Here is a 17,021-nt window from a genome sequence, read left to right on the forward strand (position 1 = left end):
TCTTCGTTACTGAGTTATTTTCCTTGCAGCTGTAGAGAATATCAGCTCTTAATGATTCCCTGGATCAGAATTGGAGACAGCCACCCCTTATTAACAAGAGTGGCTGTCTGCTGGTATTATTCTGTTCTATCGATATTAAAGCACCAGATCGTCAGGCCAGTGGATTTGTACACCTTGCTTTTGAATCAGCGCTTGATAAGCCTGAAGATGCTGCGAATTGGCGTGCACCTCATGCGGCGTCACTTGATTCTGAAGCGCATAGGCCGCTAGATAACCCACCGATTCCCCGATATTCCATTCCGTCGGATGGAGACGGTAGCATCCGTTCGTAATTTGGGTTGTGCCGATGTTTTTGCAGGCGGGAAGCAAGTTTTTGACCCGGATCGGCAGCAGTGCCCCAAGCGGGATCTCATATGGATAGTTCGGAATATAGAACGTCCGGTTCGTGACGGTCGTCAGGTGTACATCCAGATGATAACTGCCGACACCAACGCTATCACTATACCGACGAATCCCTTGGTCCCCGCGAATTTCCTTGCTGACATCCTGCTCCGTAATCGTGTACATAGCTTGAATCCGGCGCGACTCGCGGATATACGGGTATTTGGCCAGTCCGTCCTCTGTACCCAGTACGTCCGTACGCAAGCGAATGCCTGGATATCCACGCCCTCCGTCCGGGCGCGGCGTCTCGGTCTGAAGCCAGTAGATCAGGGAGAGGCTTAACTGTCTGGCATTGGCCAGATGCTCCTGCCGCTCTGCTTCAGGAACATCAATAATCGAACCTAAAAAATAATCGTTCTGCGGCCAATTGATCAAGGTGATATCACTTTCATATAGCCCTGGTTCAAATAAAGCCGGGTCGATGACACGACGATACGTCCACAACGACAGCAGCTCCCGCCCGGAAGCATCCTTGCGTTCGCCTGGGAATAGAGCAAACTCCTTCATTTTCTCCGCGTCATCCGTATCGTTTGCATACCAGCTTAACAGTGGAATATTCGTATGCTTCGGCACGAACTCGCGCCAGAAATCATATTGCTCAGGCTTCTCGATCGTGAAATCGCCGCCTTCTATATAATCGAGCGCAAACACATGGGTAATCGATTGTATATCAAGCGGATTCGCCTCTTCCAACGCATGCGGCTCCCCTGTCTCATGCCTGGACTCCGCACCGACTACATATTCAACACCCGCCAGCGGCAGTACATCGCCACATTCGGTGGCATCAAGGAAGTAGGCTCCTCTGAGAATAACGTCTTCCCCTGAACTTATATGCGTGACGGTTACACTCTCTATCTGATCTCCGTTCGCTGAGGCTGCCGTCAGCCGAAAATGATACATCACCGTAATCCGGCCGCTGTTCACATACGGGGCCAGCATATCCTCGATGACACGCAGCGCCACCTTCGGCTCATGACATAAGCGGCTCACCCAGCCGTTGCCGGGGTTAAGCAGCCCATTATTCTTCGTTTCTTCCGTCATCGGATAGTTGTCTCTATAATACGCACGCACCCGGTCTCGAAACTCGCGATACGTCTCTGTGCAGCCGAACTCCTCGATCCATTGATGTTCGTCCGGCGGAACCGCCTGACTTGTCAACTGGCCGCCAAGCCAATCCGTCTCTTCCGTCATAATCACACGTACGCCCGTCTTGGCTGCAGCCAATGCGGCCATACATCCGCCCACACCGCCGCCAAGGACGACGACGTCTGTCATTCGTTCGTTACCCATCTCCCGCAGGCTCCTTCTCCGGCGCATTCAACACGTCCTAAGCTATTCTTGCGCCTTTTCTGTTATTTGCAAATTTGCAGATCCTCGCAGCATTAGCGAAGCTCGAACCCTTGTCGTACTTTATTGTTCTTATTGGATCTCACGGACATGGGTCTTCAACCCGACCTCAAACATCCGACTCCAAGGCATGTAGCAATCGTCAATTACGATCTCGTATTTCCCGTCCGGATCTCGCAAACGCTCCTCTATGAACTGGCTCAATTCCGCTCTGACCCGCTCGGCAATTTGCCCCCGCTGTCCGTCGACTGAAAAGTAATTGAATCCCATACCGGGCAGCACCCGATCGCTTACCTCCCTGCGGACAGAAGCGCAATAACCTCCATCCTCGACATATCGTAATGACAGGAAATCGCGATGCTTCGGTGTATTGCCATACACGGCATAGATCATGCCTTGGGCAATGCAGGTCCCGAGCGTGTTGCCACTAGTGTTCCAGCCTGCATAACCCGCCAGCTCGAACAACAGCTTCTTGTCGCGAAGCAGCTGCAGCAATTCAAGATCCGCCCCGTTGGCATAGGCCACATCGGCGATAACACAAGGCTTGCCGAGGCGACGGACGATATCATCGGCCATCTCGATCAGTTCAACCAGATTCCGGTATACCTGGTACCCCAAATAAGGCTGCCCTTGATCATTCGACTCCATCATGCTCTCGCCCGGTGTGTTGACGCACAGGGCCATATCAGCTTCCGCCAGGGAAGGCGCCATCATCCCTCCAGCCGCCATGATCTGATATTTAACCGATTCATATAACACTCGGTCTTCATATAGAGGGATCACTAACGGCCCTTGCACACTGGCAAAGTGAACATGCACCCGCGGCTTGCGCTGCTCAAAATGGTTGATCATACGGGCCAGCAGCGTGCATCCCACTTCGTCGGCTCCGGGATACATATAGACGGATAGCTGCTGCTGACACTTCTTGACATGCTCACGAATATGCTGCTGGTCGATCGCGGTCAGGCCATAAGGGGCCGAGTCATCCTGCGGGATGATCATAAAGTCAACGGCCCCGTCCTGCACCAATTCGATCGCCCGTTTATTGGCTGCCAAATTGACAGCACGGCGTTCTGTGTAATCCTGCCAGATAGATTCAGGCAAAGCCATCTCAATCTGCTGCAGCTCATGCTGCTCTTCTTCCGCAGCAATGCCCAGCTCCAACCGATGGCGAATATATCCGCGCCGGAAAATCTCCCTGCCCCAATGCTCATAGTAATCCGGTTCCTCATCACTGCTGGAATAGCGTGGGCAGCGCATAATGAGTTGATAAGCAAATACATGCAATGTCGGGTTAATCCGCTTCAATTGACGGAGCTTCTCCAGTTGCTCCCCGCATTGTGCCTCCGTCATCTCATGCAGTCGCGAGGGGATAATCCCTCCGTATAGCAAGGTGTCCAAAGCCACTATCGCTCCGTCCGCATCACGCGCTTGCTCGAATAACCAGGCCCATAGCTGTTCGACATCTCCAGGGCGCTTCTTCAGCCCCATCAAGCTCAAATCCGGGCGAACGACATGGTATTCCGTTCCCGCGGCAAGAAGTTCCGGAAATTCGTAATTGCACGGACGTTCGTCCAGGGGAATATATATTATTTTTCTCATGTAACAAGCTTCCTCCTATCCTTTAACTGCTCCGGATACCCCTTCCATGTAATAGCGCTGGGTGAACAGGAACACGATGATAATCGGTACAACCGAAATGACGGTCCCGGCGGCAATCCAGCCAAAATTATAGGAAAATTGGCCATTTAAAAAGCTGAGCGCGGACGCGATCGGATACTGCTTCGTATCATTAAGCACAATCATCGGCCAGAGGAAACTATTCCACATCCCCATGAACTCCAATAATCCAATTACGGCGATCGCCGGCTTCACAATCGGTAACGCTAATTGCAGCCAAATCCGAAATTCGCTTGCACCGTCCACTTTACCGGAGTCGCGCAGCTCATGCGGCATGCCCATAAACGCTTGCCTCATCAGGAATACGTTGAACACGGTAATCGCTGAAGGAAGTACGACGGCAATAAACCCGCCCATTAAGCCTAAGGCCTTTACCGTCAAATAGTTAACTACCATCCCGGCTGCAGCGGGAATAATCATCGTTGCTACCAGCAGCGTAAAGATTAAATCCCGGCCTTTGAAACGGAATACCGCAAGCGGATAGGCTGTAAGACAAGAAAAGAAGATGTTCATGACAACGCCCATCAGGGCAATGATCAAGGTATTCGTTAAATATCTTGGAAAGTCCATGTAGTTCCACACTTGGACGTAATTATCAAAGTCGATAAAAGTCGGGAAGATCGCCGGCGGAAAGCTGAATACATTCTTGCCGGGCATAAGCGACACACTGAAGATCCACAGGAACGGTCCCATCATAAAAATGGCAAACAGGAGCAAGGCTCCATATAACAATAATAATTTCAAAACACGAAATGGTTTTTTTCTCATATCATGCATCCATTAATATGGATTGACACCGCCCTTCCGGTTGAATCTGAAGATGACAATACTAAGTGCGGCTATAATGACGCTGACAATTAGGCCAAGTGCCGAGGAGTAGCCAAAATTAAATTGCTGGAAGCCTTGCTGATAAATATACAAGCTCGATGTTAAAGTGGAATCCCCCGGTCCTCCCATCGTCAGAATAAACACTTCATCAAACACTCGGATTGCCGCCATTAGTGAGATAAGCGTGCAGAAAAAGACATACGGCTTCAACAGCGGGATTGTAATTTTACGAATCGTCTGAGCGCGGTTCGCGCCATCAATCATCGCCGCCTCTGTCAGATCCTTCGGAATGGATTGCAATCCGGCCAAATAAATCATCATATAGTAGCCGAGGCCCTTCCACATCGTAATGAACATCAGGGTCCAGAGTGCGGTATCTTTATTGGACAGCCAGGTAATTCGCTCTTTCATTAACCCTAAATTGGACAACACATAGTTAATGACCCCGTTCTGGTTGAGCAGCCAGCCCCAAATCAGCGCTACCGCCACCATGGAAGTGACTACGGGGATGTAATAAGCCGTACGAAATAATTTAATTCCTCTGACATTGCTATTTACTAGTATCGCCATAAGAATAGAGAAAATCTGGATAAAAGGAACAACAATTACATATAGCAGGGAGTTGACCAACGATGTAATGAAGCTCCTATCCTGCAATGCTTTGACGAAGTTATCCAAGCCGACAAATTCAGTCTTGCCTATAACGGAGTAATTCGTCAGGGCCAGGGGTACGCTGTAAATAATCGGCCAAAAGACAAAAAGGGCCAGCAGGATCAAACCTGGTGTCATGAAGAACCAAGCCACTGACGCTTCCGACTTGCCGAATCTAGTAAAGAAAGATGTTTTTTTCATAATAGTGCTCCTCCACCACCTTTATAAAAGATAGTTCTATATCTATAAGAATCGGGCAGGACGAGCCTGCCCCATCTGCCCCATTTAGTTGCCCAAAATTTTATTTACGTCGTTCTCTGCCTCAGCCAATTTCTTCTTCACATCAGCACCGTTCAAATAGATTTCCTGCAATGCTTTAGTGATAGTCTGATTAACATCTTTGGCACTCTCCACACCGATGTAGAAATCTTCTGCTTTATCAAGGCTGACTGCGGATACCGTCTTAGCGACCCCTTCCAATGTTCCGTCATTTTCCGAGAAGAACGGATCTTTGGCGCTTTCTACTGTGGAAGGCAATGTATTAGCAATTTTGGAGAATTCCAGCTGATTGGCCGCATTCGTGACGAATACAGCGAAGTCGACCGCTTCTTTCTTATGAGAGGTTGCTGTAGGCACGACGATGTTCATCGTGTTGGAATAGCGGATGCCCGCTTTGCCAACCGGACTTGGAACAGCAAGCATTTTGTTGTATACATCCGGCGCAGCCGTCTTGATCTTGTTAATAAATGGCGAGCTGGATAACGACATAGCTACTTGCTCACTCGCGAAGTATTGCACTTGTTTATCGTAGTTGATAATGTCTTTTGGAATAACGCCGTCTTTCAGCAACTGTAAATTCTCATTGACATACTCTTCCACTTCCGGTGTATTAAAAGCTGCCTTCTTATAATCCTCAGTCAGGAACGGCAGGTTTTCCTCTAACAAAGTCCGTGCTTCCATCGTGAAAATATAGCCGTAGGCGCCGGTCTTTTCCTTGATCTGACGACCCCATTCGTTCAATTCCTGCTTTGTCTTCGGCGGATTTTCCGGATTCAGCCCCGCTTTTTCCACCAGATCCTTATTCATGAACAGGACAGGCAATCCAGTGTACCAAGGAAGCGCGAACGCTTTGCCGTCCATTTCCGTGGAGGAGTAGATCCCCGGGAAATAAGCTGCTTTCTGGTCTGCTGTCAGCTCTTGGTTGAAGTCAACCAAAGCATCCTTGGTTCCCATCTGATTGGCCAGCTCCGTATTCAGGTTCACCACGTCTGGCGCATCGCCGCCAGCAATATTCGTCATGAGCTTGTTCAGTACAGCATCGTAAGGATAATCCTTCCAATCGATCTTGACATTTGGATTCTGCGCTTCATAATCCGCAATCAATTTGTTGAAGTAATCATTAAAGGTCGGCTGCAGCGAGATTGTCCAGAACTCTACAGTGACTTGCTTTTCTGGCTTTGCACCGTCGCTATTGCCGTTCGGAGCCGCCTCCTTATTGCCGGACGAACCCGAACCGCACGCCGCCAATAGACCCGCCATCAACACGGACGCCAACAATAATGAAATCAACCTTCTTCCTTTGAAACTCATGTCCTAACACCCTCTCATCTTTATAATCTATCTTTCTATAGTGGAAGAGAAGAGATGACCTTGAATCCATCAACCCGGTTTTCGTGAAGCGCTTACAAAACGAGCTTGTAAAGCTATCCCACTTCGTAGACGTTCGGTGAATCTTTCCGGATGGATCGGTCACAATGGAGAGATCTCCTCTCTTGCAAATTCATTGTAACACGCTTTGGAGAAATTCTCCACTATTTATTAAATAATAAAAGATTATTTCTTTTTAGTTGGTAATATGCTTTTCTTTTTCATAAAAAAAGGGATCGGCAGCAAAAAAAGAGCCTAAAAAGGCTCTCTGTACAAGTCATCTTTTGCAATTAAATGCAGCGTCGCTCTAATACAATTTCTCGGAAATAGCTCGGGCTGTTACTTCTCTGGTTCTCAGCGCCTCGTCCTTCATTTGCAGGGAGACGGCCACATTCAGAATATCGATGACAGCCAACTGCGAGATTTTCGCGGAAAGAGAGCTGCCTTGCAGCGGATTCTCTCTGGCGATCATCAGCAAGCTGATATCCGCTACTTTCGTAATTGGCGAACGGGCGTTGCTTGTGATGGCGATGACGGTTGCCCCCGTCTTTTTAGCCAAGGTCAGATTTTCAATTGTATCCTTCGTGCTTCCGGAGATCGAAATGCCAACCGCCACATCCTCTTTGGTCATTAGGGCTGCTTCCATAGCCTGAAAGTGAGTATCCGCTTTGGCGCTGCTTAGTTTGCCAATTCGTGAGAAGCTATGTGCCGCTTGCATCGCTGTCAATCCAGACGAACCAACGCCAAAGAAATAAATACAGCGGGCCCGAAGCAGCGCATGGATCGCTTTGCCCAACTGATCGGAAACGGCCAGTTCTCTTGTCTGCTCCAAGGTGCGGATATGATTGGCTATTATTTTCTCATTTAGCGCGGTCGAATCGTCCTCTTCTGTTATCTCTTGATGCAAATTATCGATCGGCTTCACCAGATCCTGTGCCAATGACAATTTGAAATCCTGGAATCCTTGAAACTTTAACTTCCGGCATAAGCGCAGCACCGTTGTTTCTCCTACATCGGCTTTTTCCGCCAGCTCGGTCACAGAATGATAAATAATATCGGAGGCGTTATCCAGAATATATTGCGCCACTTTTTGCTCGGCCTTGGTAAGCCCGTTCAAATTACTGTGTATATTTAGGAGCGTCTTCCCCATCCCTGGTATGGTTGACAAGTGCCTTATCCCCTTTCAATCAGCCAATTATTGAACTTTATCTTCTTTTTTACTCGTTCGGAAGATTGATTTCTTCTATTTTATCCGAGATTGAGTTGAATAGGCAAGGACAAGACCAGGTTATCGCACCCTTTGGAATCACAATCAACCTCAGTCCGGACAAAAACAGCCACCCCTTTCTTAAATAGAAAAGGATGGCTGCCTATGACATTAAAATGAGTCCATCAGATAGGTCGTCCCATGCGGAATGATGCGCTCCAGTGCAGCAGCGGCTGACTCCTCTCCGGCCAATCGGCCGTAACGGTACATTTCTTGCGGACGTCTATATCCTATAAGCATCGTCGTCAAGGTCTGGATGTCACAAGTGAGCTCGGCTTCGGCCGAAGCTTCATCAAGCTTGCTTAGCTGCCCTCTTCCCTCAGGCGCTACATATAGCTGCCAGACCCCATGATTCCATGACGCTGTCGTATCTTCAATCCGCAGCTTCAGGGTCGTTCCTGCCTGCGCTGCCTGGAATGAATATTCATTAATAAACGGAGCGGCATCGACAATCCGGGCCATGAAATAAGGAATAATCTCCTGATTGAAGCGCGGGTTATCAACCAGGAATGGCAAGAAATCATCCATCGGGACGAATTTGATTACCGCTTGGTTCACCATGGAATCGTGGTTAGCGAAGTAAGTCCACAATGCTTCACGGGCCATCTCGTTATGGTAAACAAACTCCTCGATGGTTAACTCGCGGTTCGCAACATTGTACAGAGCGTACCCTTGCGGAGTGCCATCCTCCGAGAAATAGACAACATCATGTCCATTCTCATCCAAGACCGACCTCTCCCACCAATCGCGATCACGCAGCAACGTACCATTATATCGCTGCGCAAATGGCCTGTATATTTGATCCAACAGGGCAATATCCTTCAGATCCCTTCTGACTCTGCCTACAAAGTTCTTGCGGGCCGGAAATTGATTTACCGGAATCGTATAATTCCGATGCTCGGTCATAAGCTCCCAGCCGAACTTACGATAATAAGCGAAAGAGAAGGGATTCAGACAGGAGATCGTCTGGCCCTGATCTTTCATGGCGTTTAACGCCTGGGTAAGCAAACCGCGCACCAAGCCACTGCGGCGATTCTCCGGCCAGGAGGAGACTCCGGCGATGCCGCCCATATCAAAGGGCTTGCCCTGAATATAGATTTGCAGCGGCAGAAGCATAAGCTTCGCCAGCAGCTGCCCGTTCTCAAAGGCTCCCCAAGCCTGCTCCGGCTTGAAGCGGGTTCTTCGTTCAGTCCGTTCCACAGGAGACAGCTTGTACTGAAACGCATATTCTCCCAGATCTGCGCTCAGATCGAATTCTTCTGCAACCAATTGTCTGATTTCCATAGGATTCCCCCATTTCGTGCCCCAATTGTTATAGTCGGACACCCTATAGGTATAAGAGTACCTTGGAAATCCAGATTGTTCCACCTATATTTACACTAATCCATTTACTTTTCCCGACTCATCCAGATAGATTCGCTCGGCTGCCGGAACCTTTGGCAATCCGGGCATCGTTACGATGTTCCCGGTATGAACGACCACAAAGCCAGCTCCCGCCGATAATGTAATATCTTTGACCTGTATGGTAAAGCCTTCCGGCGCACCAAGCAATGCAGGCTGATCGGAGAAGGAGTACGGTGTTTTCGCCATACATACCGGCATATTTCCATATCCGAGCTGCTCGATCTGCTCCAGCTTCTTAAGTGCGGATGGAGTCAGGTGCGCGCCGGCACCGCGGTAGATTTGACGGATGATCGTCTCCATTTTAGCCATTAGGCTGCTGTCCTTCGGATATAGAGGGGTAAAGCTTACCGGCTCATGCTGCAAAATATCCCGCAATGTCTCGGCCATCCGCCGACCACCGGCGCCACCTTCTGCCCATACATCCGATACCTCCGCTTTCACTCCAAGACGGCGGCAGTGATCAACAACCAAGGCTACTTCTTCGTCATGATCATGCGCGAAATGGTTAATGGCAACCATAACCGGTACCCTGAATTTGCGGATATTCTCAATATGCCGCTCCATATTGGCGAGTCCTGCCTGCAGCGCAGCTGCGTTAAGATCATCCAATTCATTTTTGGAAACCCCACCGTTATATTTCAATGCTTTAATCGTTACCACCAACACTGCTGCGGCTGGATCAAGCCCGGACTGGCGACATTTGATATCAAAAAACTTCTCCGCCCCCAGATCAGCACCAAACCCCGCTTCAGTCACCACAATATCCGCCAGCTTCAGCGCTGTCTTGGTACCGATCACGCTGCTGCAACCATGGGCAATATTGGCGAAGGGACCGCCGTGAACGAAGACAGGAGTTCCTTCTGCGGTCTGCACCATATTGGGCTTGATGGCATCCTTCAGCAATACTGTCATAGAATCGACGGCACCGATCTGCTCCGCCGTGATCGCCTCTCCCGCCATATTATAGGCCACGATAATCCGTCCCAGCCGCTGTCTGAGATCCGATAGATCCTCGCTTAAGCATAGGATGGCCATAATTTCTGAAGCTGTTGTGATCATAAAGCCCGATTCATGTACGCTTCCGTTGCCGTCGCCAATGCCGCACACAATTCGCCGCAGACTGCGGTCATTCATATCCATCGCATGTTTCCAGACAATTCTCTGCGTATCGATCTGCAGCTTATTTCCGTGATAAATCTGATTTTCAATCATTGCGGACAGCAGATTATGCGCTGCAGTGATAGCATGGATATCCCCGGTAAAATGCAAATTAATATCTTCAGCGGGCAAAATTTCCGCCTTGCCACTGCCAGTCGCCCCACCCTTCATACCGAAGCAAGGGCCGAGAGAAGGCTCTCTAAGCGCGGCGATCGCAGGAATGCCAATAGCATTTAACGCTTGGGAGAGACCGATCGTCGTCAGCGTCTTCCCCTCCCCGGCAGGCGTAGGGTTCATCGCTGTCACAAGCACTAGCTTGCCGTCTGCACAATTCTGCAGATCCTCTCGGATTTGCAAGTCAATCTTGCATTTATATTTTCCGTACAGTTCAAGATATTTCTCATCGATTCCAAAAGATTTGGCTACGTCTATAATAGGCTTCATTCCTTGCGACAACCTCCATGAGCTTAAAATTGCGGATTCTAAAATGCTGCACCGTTATATTGTACATGAACTGAAACACTTAGTATGTGCAAAAAAGAACAATCAATCAAAAACAGGCCGACAACCCTTATTATGGTCATCAACCTGCTTCGATAGTTATCCAGCTATTGTTAATAAGAAGCTTATGCCTGCAGCAGGTACGTGAGCACCTGAAATGTCCCGGAGGAAACAAAACTTGATAAGCATTTGCTCAAGCCCGGCTGACTTCAAGATTCGATGTCGAATAAGCTCAGGATCAGGAGCTCCCTTGCTGCAACCTGATCATTCTATGGGGCTAGCCGATTTCCGCACTTCTCACAAAAAAGATCCGTCTCATTCACAACAGCGTGGCAGGATGCGCAATGCTTCTGAATGACGAGCACCTCGCTCGCGGACTCTTCTTCGACAGGGACTATCTTGGCAATCTCCTCGAATTGATGTCCACAGGACGGACAGAACTTCGTGTCCATCGGTACCACTCTGCCACAGACACATTCCTTCTCATCCTTAATCTCTCTGATCTTATATTCCAATTGCTCGACTTCTTCCTCAAGTCCACGGATCAAATTGCTCTGCTCCTGAACGAGGGACTCAAGCGTATCCAGCTGTTTTTTGGTATAAGCTTCATAGACCTCTTTGCCAATCAATAAATAGCTTTTCTCAATTTCCTTCCGCTTGCTGGAGATTTGCGAATTGATCTTGGCAATCTCCACAGAATCCTTGGCCAAGTCTGCCGCTTTGGCTGCGCCATCCTTCAATTTATCAAAGATCCCCACTTGAATCCCCTACTTTCGAGTTAATGTCAGTTCAATTATTCTATTCCTAATAATACCTGAAAATAACAAAGAAGTTTGTCGATTTTTATTTTTGGCTGTACTCTCTTTTGATCATAATAGAAAATATCCGAAAAGCAAAGCCGCCTCCGGTCTGAATTCGCAGACCGAAGGCGGCTTATAAAAGACCTATGAACTATGTCAACCGTTTCTCGCCCGTAGCTTTCATTCTTAGCTTAGTGAGCTGAGGAAAGATGACGCCAAGCAGAACGACGATAACGCCGATCCATTGCAGCAATGTCACCTGCTCATGGAGAACCAGCGAAGAGAGCAATACCGCAACCGGAAGCTCAATGGCTCCAAGAATTCCGGCCATATCCTCGCCGATATGAGGTACGCCAATCGCGAACAATACGGGAGGTATGAATGCTCCGAAGAAACCGAGCAGGAGCCCGAACACCAGCAACTGGCTCCACAGCAGACCATTAAACAGGAAATGCGGCGGGAATAGTATAAAGACTAACACGAGTCCGCCTGTAATCATCCAGGCACTGCGATAAGCCGGTTTAATCGATGTCATTGCCTTGCCGCTAAAGAGAACAAACATAGAATAGCTCACGGCTGCGAGTAATCCGAACGTGACCCCGATTGCAGAGAAACGGCCTCCTGCCTGCCCTGTCAGCCCGGCGGCCAGCAGCGTTCCCCCAAACAGCAATACAAGTGTGAACAGCATAACCCCATTCGGGCGCTGGCGCTTGCTGATCGCCTGAATCAGCACAGTAATCCAGGTGAACTGGAATAATAGTATAATGGCCAATGATGCCGGGATATATTGCAATGAATGATAATATACCAGACCTGTTATAGCGGTAGGCGTTCCGACTAACATCAGCAGCAATCTCTGCTTCCAGGTCAGCTTCGACGAGGCATCTGCTGTCGCACTTCCCGAGCCTCCTAGCTTCCTCTGCTCTTCCCGCAGTTGGCGTCTCTCTTTAAGCTTGGTATATATAGCCAGCATCCATGCTAGTATGCAGCCTGTCAGTAGTTGTGTGCCTACCACTTCACCAAGCTGGTAGCCATGTCCATAGGCAAGTACAACGATGGTCGACAATATGCCATAACTGCTTGCACCGATAAATACGGATAATAAGTACTTCATTTTCATTTCCTATTGCTCCCCCTTGATAGCATTTGAATCCAGGAAACGCAAAAAATCCTAACTACGATATAAGAATCAGTAACGAATTCTCTATATCGTAGTTAGGAAGTTACGGCTTCCTGTAGAAACCCTCGCCCGTTCTAGCCGTCAATCGGCTATCTGCGAGGTTATACGAAAGTAAGATCAAATTCCTTCATGGTCCGGACCATGTCAACACCTCAGACCATAATACATGACAAGAGGGAGACTGTCAATGCATATTCTTCGATTTATTTTATGGCATTTGCAGCCATTCGATCAATCGCTGCAGTTCCACGCCGGCCAGCATAACGATGCCGATCCCATGCGTATCGTTGAGCTGCGGCAGCAGATCATACTTGTAGTACCGGCTGGAATGTGAATAGCCTGAACCGCGGCATACTCCGAATAGATTTCCGCGTGCATCGATACGGTGTCGGGTCAGTCCCCTCCAGGCTTGAATAGCGCTATTGGAATAAGCGGCCTTATCGGTCAGCCAGCCATTTCGTACACCTCGTGCATAAGCATAAATGAACATCGCTGTACAGGATGTCTCCAGGTAAGCATCCGGTTCATTGATCACCTGGCGCCACAGCCCCTCCTCGCTTTGATGAGCCAAATAGCCTGCGCTTAAGGTACGGAACATTTCCAGCAATTCTTCCCGTTCCGGATGTTTCTCTGGCAGAGCGCTCAGCAGCTCGGACAAGGAGAACAACACCCAGCCATTTCCGCGACCCCAAGGTACTCCTGTCGCTAAACCCTGCTCAAAATCGTACACATGGGACATCAGCTGCTCTTCAGGAATATACAAGTATTTCCGGAACAGCAAAAACTGTCGCGCCGCATCATGGATATACTTCTCCTGACCAGTTAGCTCATAGTAACGACATAGGAAAGGGACGCTCATATAGAGGTCATCCGCCCACATCGTATCCTCACCTTGCCCATGCTTGCGATAGAAGGCTCCATCCGTCAGCCGCTCCTGCTTTTCGCTGATATAAGTTCCGATGACTTCGGCCAGCTCCTCTACCCCGCTTATCCGCTTATGGTCCCGGTACAGTTCCAGCATGGTCGAACCAAAGGAGCCACAATCATCCAGGCTATCGATATCTGCAAGGGATTGATTAATTCCCGTACCTTTGTACTGTTCATAATCCCATTTAGTATAAGGATACCATCTGACCGTTTGAGCGACGTGGTCTGCGGCATAAGCGACGAGATCAGATCGTCCCAGCGTTCTGCCCATCTGTGCTAATCCGTACAGCGTTACACCAACAGGGTAATTCCACTTTCCAAATAGCGGAGCCTCCAGGTAAGGCCGAATCCAGGCTCCAGGCATATCCGCTCGCCAGTACGTCCCTTGCCCACCATCCTTGTGAACGCGATGCAGCTCTGTCAGCTCAAGCTTACCCGGGATATATTGATCTGCAAACGGGCCCAAATACAACCAAGCTCCCGAATATCCGTGAACAGGGACTGGCTGCTCCAGTCGAACAGGCTGATCTCCGGACATTACGGTTACTGTCGTCCCCCAGGAAGAAGCCGCAGTATCGCGAATCACCAATTGATGCGAGCCATAGGATAATTCCATCTCCAGCTCGAATTTTCCCGCTTGTTCGCAGCGGTACTTCTCCACACCATCTATGAGTAGTACTGTGGGACCTAAGCTGCTGCCTATAATGCGATACATTCGATCTGCCGCATTATTCGCCTGAAATTTCGACCAGGCGAAAGCTGTTGATCCGTCCGCACTGCCGTATAATCTCTCCAGCGGTGTCATAAGCTGCTGTTCTTCCGTCCATTCAAGATGCGGACACCATTGCAGCGCTCCTGCAAATTCCGACTGCCCGGCAATCGGCAGTTCCTCTACAGCTTCATCGACCGGCTTGCTGAACAGCCACCCTTCTTGACCACTTCTCTCGCTAGAGGCAATGATCGAATTGAAGATTACCCATTTGCTGCTTGGCGTGCCGAAAAGACCGCCAAAGCCAGCCCGCGTCTTCGTAAATTTCAACGCGATGTCATTCCAGCCTGCGTTGAGCAAAGCACGGCATTCCCGCTTTATCTTCGGCCGCTCATCTCCAGGTAAGGAGCGGTAGATCCTTTGGCCGTTAACAAATACCTCAAGCGGTCCCCATGCCGTAGTGAGCCAAGTCATCTCCGTATCCGGATGATCACACCACATCATGCCCCACGCGTAGGAAATTTGTCCAACCTCAGCTTCAGGGAAGCGATCGCCCAAGTTAAACACATAACGAAAGTCATTGGCACGCTGGATGCCTTCGCGGTTAAAAGCGCGATATCGGTAGGGCTCAGCCGGATTGTCGGCTACATAGCGATTCGCCAGTGCTTGCAAGGCGCAAGGGATATCGGCGCCGGTCTTGTCGTAAATGCTCTCCTGTAATCTTGTCATCACACTTCCATCTCCTATCTGCTCGGACCGGCCCTCCGTCAGCAAGCCAGCCTTCGACTTCCAATAATATCGATATCTAAGAAAATCGTAACATAGCGCCAGCAGCGCTTTATAGGAGACAAATGCGCGAATGCTTTCAATATTTATTGAAAAGACGCCCCTCTCCCCCACAATCGATAGGGAAGAGGAGCATCCGAAATCCTTTTCTAACCCTTATTGTCTGCTAGCCAAGTATTCGTCCACCTGCTTTTGTGCGTCGGTCAGCAGTTTATCGAGGCCGTTCTTCTTCTGCATTTCAATGTATTCCTTGACCGATTTATCAACATCCTTCACTACACCAAATTCAATCGGTCTGCTGAACTCATCAGACGCTTGGTCCCGTTTGGCAATTTCATTCTTTACATTGTCTTCAGCGATAAATAAACCGTCCACTGGGGAGTTCACATTATTGGGCTCGCTGGCAAACTTCGCTTCCTCTTCCCAGAAGCCGGGTCCATAGGTTTGTGTCGGACGCATAAACTGCGGCTTCCAGAACGCCCATTGTCCACCCCACTCCATATAGTTGCTTGTTGAGGAATCCATACCTTCCGGATACACGGCCATTTCGCCATCCAGCTTATAGGTCTTGCCTTCAATTCCGTATTGAAGCAAATCGTACAGCGTTTGGTCTGTCTCTACCATATCCAGAAAGCGAAGGACGAGATCAGGATGCTCCGAATTCCGGTTGATTGCCAGAACATTAGCAAGCGCAGTACGGTTAACATATCTCTTATCCGGGTACAGCAGCGACATCCCTTGTTTAAAGTCAGGTGATACAAAGCCTGGATCAGCATAAGCCCACTCATGCGAAGTAATGGTGAAGAGCTTCTTGCCGTTCCTCCACTGCACCTCTTCCCCCTCCTTATCGATCATCGCATCGCGGTTAATCAGATTTTCGTCATACCAGGTTTTGGCCAATTGAGCGGATTCAAGATAGAAGGGCTGCTGCTCTACCGGCTGAATCGTAACCTTTGGATCATCCAGATAGAAGCCCAGGCCGTGGAAGTTCAGGTCCACCCACTCGTCACGGATCATGTAAATCGACAATGGTGTTGTCCGAGACAGCTTCTCGTTAGGATAGGCCTGCTTAAATTGGCGAAGCAAATGGTCGATATCTTCAATCGTCTTGATCGAATTCGGTTCGATATTAAGTCCGGCAGCCTCGGCCAGATCAGAACGCCAGCCGGCAAATTTACGTTCGTTCATCTTCATCGTCCACGGCAGCCCTACGATTTGTCCGTTTACGGTCGCCGCGGTTAATGTCCCCTGCTCCTGATACTTCTTGTAGAGATTCGGGGCATATTCCGGCAGCAAATCATTAAGCGCCATATAAGATCCTTTGGCCGCCATTTGCTTGTAGGACAGCCAGTCACCATCAAAGTTCATATCCCATTTGTCCCCTGAAGCGGCCATAACGAGCATTTTATCCTTGAAATCACCAAAAGGGATCGTATTGATATCGAACTTGACATTCAGCCCCTTACTTTTAACGTATTCGCTAATTTTGGCCCATACCTCATCGCTAGCCGCCTTTTTGTCCCCGCCGAAGTAGAATTTGAGGGTGACCTCGGGCTCACTGCCCTGCGCTGCACCTTTGTCATTTGAAGAGCTCTGCTTATTTCCCCCACAAGCGGATAATGTCATGCTAAGCAGCAAAACTACAGCAAGTGTTATAAATCCCCGTTTTTTCTTGCTCAATGTAAATCCCCCTTC

At 49.2% G+C, this 17,021-nt stretch carries 12 protein-coding genes and 1 riboswitch; all 12 genes read right to left on the reverse strand.

From position 1 onward, the window contains the following. Nucleotides 1–135 precede the first annotated feature (135 nt). Complete coding sequence (locus DMN77_RS17430; protein WP_179015825.1) at nucleotides 136–1,731, reverse strand: FAD-dependent oxidoreductase; 1,596 nt, start codon at nucleotides 1,729–1,731, stop codon at nucleotides 136–138. A gap of 129 nt (nucleotides 1,732–1,860) precedes the next feature. Then, entirely contained in the window at nucleotides 1,861–3,390 is a 1,530-nt protein-coding gene (locus tag DMN77_RS17435; protein WP_068778305.1) for a DUF4127 family protein, read from the reverse strand. A gap of 15 nt (nucleotides 3,391–3,405) precedes the next feature. Further along, nucleotides 3,406–4,236 (reverse strand): carbohydrate ABC transporter permease, encoded by an 831-nt coding sequence (locus DMN77_RS17440; RefSeq protein WP_256872467.1) that lies wholly within the window; start codon nucleotides 4,234–4,236, stop codon nucleotides 3,406–3,408. A gap of 12 nt (nucleotides 4,237–4,248) precedes the next feature. Further along, a complete protein-coding gene (locus tag DMN77_RS17445; protein WP_068778307.1) occupies nucleotides 4,249–5,148 on the reverse strand; it encodes a carbohydrate ABC transporter permease in 900 nt (299 codons plus the stop codon). A gap of 84 nt (nucleotides 5,149–5,232) precedes the next feature. After that, nucleotides 5,233–6,537, reverse strand: a complete 1,305-nt coding sequence (locus DMN77_RS17450) for an ABC transporter substrate-binding protein (protein WP_068778308.1) — start codon at nucleotides 6,535–6,537, stop codon at nucleotides 5,233–5,235. Between the two features lie 364 nt (nucleotides 6,538–6,901). Next, entirely contained in the window at nucleotides 6,902–7,762 is an 861-nt protein-coding gene (locus DMN77_RS17455) for a MurR/RpiR family transcriptional regulator (RefSeq protein ID WP_229520762.1), read from the reverse strand. Nucleotides 7,763–7,972: 210 nt separating this feature from the next. Continuing rightward, nucleotides 7,973–9,145 (reverse strand): GNAT family N-acetyltransferase, encoded by a 1,173-nt coding sequence (locus DMN77_RS17460; protein WP_179015826.1) that lies wholly within the window; start codon nucleotides 9,143–9,145, stop codon nucleotides 7,973–7,975. Between the two features lie 90 nt (nucleotides 9,146–9,235). Continuing rightward, on the reverse strand, nucleotides 9,236–10,867 hold the full coding sequence (locus tag DMN77_RS17465; RefSeq protein WP_068778311.1) for a formate--tetrahydrofolate ligase: 1,632 nt from the start codon (nucleotides 10,865–10,867) through the stop codon (nucleotides 9,236–9,238). A gap of 326 nt (nucleotides 10,868–11,193) precedes the next feature. Further along, entirely contained in the window at nucleotides 11,194–11,682 is a 489-nt protein-coding gene (locus DMN77_RS24160) for a zinc ribbon domain-containing protein (protein ID WP_068778312.1), read from the reverse strand. A 193-nt stretch (nucleotides 11,683–11,875) separates the two neighbouring features. Continuing rightward, a complete protein-coding gene (locus DMN77_RS17475; protein ID WP_069188271.1) occupies nucleotides 11,876–12,838 on the reverse strand; it encodes an EamA family transporter in 963 nt (320 codons plus the stop codon). 78 nt (nucleotides 12,839–12,916) lie between these two features. Next, nucleotides 12,917–13,033, reverse strand: a riboswitch (purine riboswitch). A 79-nt stretch (nucleotides 13,034–13,112) separates the two neighbouring features. Continuing rightward, nucleotides 13,113–15,269, reverse strand: a complete 2,157-nt coding sequence (locus tag DMN77_RS17480; protein ID WP_179015827.1) for a glycoside hydrolase family 88/105 protein — start codon at nucleotides 15,267–15,269, stop codon at nucleotides 13,113–13,115. A gap of 213 nt (nucleotides 15,270–15,482) precedes the next feature. Next, on the reverse strand, nucleotides 15,483–17,006 hold the full coding sequence (locus tag DMN77_RS17485) for an extracellular solute-binding protein (RefSeq protein WP_256872468.1): 1,524 nt from the start codon (nucleotides 17,004–17,006) through the stop codon (nucleotides 15,483–15,485). Nucleotides 17,007–17,021: the final 15 nt, after the last annotated feature.

This window comes from Paenibacillus sp. 79R4, assembly GCF_013393165.1.
In the GTDB taxonomy this organism is placed as follows: Bacteria; Bacillota; Bacilli; order Paenibacillales; family Paenibacillaceae; genus Fontibacillus.